Consider the following 1,308-nt stretch of genomic DNA (forward strand, 5'->3'; position numbering starts at 1 on the left):
CAAAAGGGGTTTTTATAACTGACTTAAAGCTGAAAGCTTTCCGGAACCCCCAGCCTAGCTGGGGGTTTTCAGTGCACAAAAAAAGAAAAGCCGGGCGCTATGTCCCGGCTTTTTATAACGAAAAATCAAATCAGCTGGCGATAGCCATGCCTACCGTCATATGCAGGCCGTAAAACACACCGCGACCGATCAACTCCCCTGCCAGCACCAGCACAAAGGCCACTGACAGTAACGGCAGTGCGGGCTGATAATCTTTAAGCTGAGGGGCAATCCAGCACACCAGCGCAACAGCAAGCAACACCACACGCCAGGCCATCAGAGAACCGTACTCTGGCACCAGAGTTGAGGCCTGCTGAATGGAGCTGTGAATGGTTGCCAGCTCAGCGCCCTGCATCAGCGCAACCATCGTGCTCACCACCAGCGCCAACAGCGAAACGGCAGGGAGCAGACGCATCGCCCAGCCGTCCACACCCGCCACGCGCAGCAGCAGGTAGCCCAGCAGCGGCCCACCGATAAACATCGTCAGGAAGAAACTCATTGGCGTCCAGACGCTATACCAGGTGGGAACGGTATCGATGGTGTTATAAACCCGCACCATCATCCACACGAAGACCACGCCCAGCACCATTGTCACGATCAGCCACACGTTGCGCAGCCCCGCAGGAAGCTTTTTCAGGGCTGCCAGCAGCCAACCCAGCCCACCGACGGCAAAGAAGATCGCCCCGCTGGCAATTTCGTTACTCAGTGAGGATGTCCCCACGCGATTGAGAGAGTTGAACGCGCGCATTGGCGAGCCGAGGTGCAGCGTAGAGGCAATAAAACCGATCCCCATCAACACCCACAGACCAAACATACTCAGCACCACGCGCTGCTGCTGTTCAGCTTTCAAATCGCCTTTCAGTAACGCCAGCGCGAGCACAATAAAGCCACCCGCCACGCACTGCCCAAAGACCGTGAAGATCATCAGCGGCCATTCATGCCATCCACTTCCCATCTCACACCTCCTTCGGGTTTGCCAGATAGCCGGTGGTATCTCCCGTCGGGCGGCTGTTGGCGTTAGGTTTAATCACAATGCTTGGCTTCGTGAAGTGCGCGGACGGCAGCGGCGCGACGGCCGCAAGCTGGCCGTGTTTTTTACGCAGCTCGTCAATCGGGCCGAAGTCCAGCGCGCGCAGCGGACAGGACTCCACGCAAATCGGCTTTTTGCCTTCCGCCACGCGGTCGTGGCAGCCGTCGCACTTGGTCATGTGGCCTTTGGCGGCGTTGTACTGCGGCGCACCGTACGGACAGGCCATATGGCAGTAGCGG

2 protein-coding genes are annotated in these 1,308 nt (G+C 58.0%); both read right to left on the reverse strand.

The genetic code is table 11. The features are described from left to right. Positions 1-130: 130 nt before the first annotated feature. Positions 131-994: a dimethyl sulfoxide reductase anchor subunit family protein gene (locus AX755_RS11325; protein WP_062856768.1), complete on the reverse strand. Its 864-nt coding sequence runs from the start codon at positions 992-994 to the stop codon at positions 131-133. Position 995: 1 nt separating this feature from the next. Beyond that, on the reverse strand, positions 996-1,308 hold a 313-nt coding region (locus AX755_RS25770; protein ID WP_331710275.1), incomplete at its 5' end, for a 4Fe-4S dicluster domain-containing protein.

This window comes from Enterobacter sp. SENG-6 (assembly GCF_001605945.1).
Taxonomy (GTDB): domain Bacteria; phylum Pseudomonadota; class Gammaproteobacteria; order Enterobacterales; family Enterobacteriaceae; genus Enterobacter; species Enterobacter cloacae.

Bases quoted from the DNA above. Each gene is read 5' to 3' on its own strand.
- AX755_RS11325 (WP_062856768.1), bottom strand. From the start codon at position 994: ATGGGAAGTGGATGGCATGAATGGCCGCTGATGATCTTCACGGTCTTT.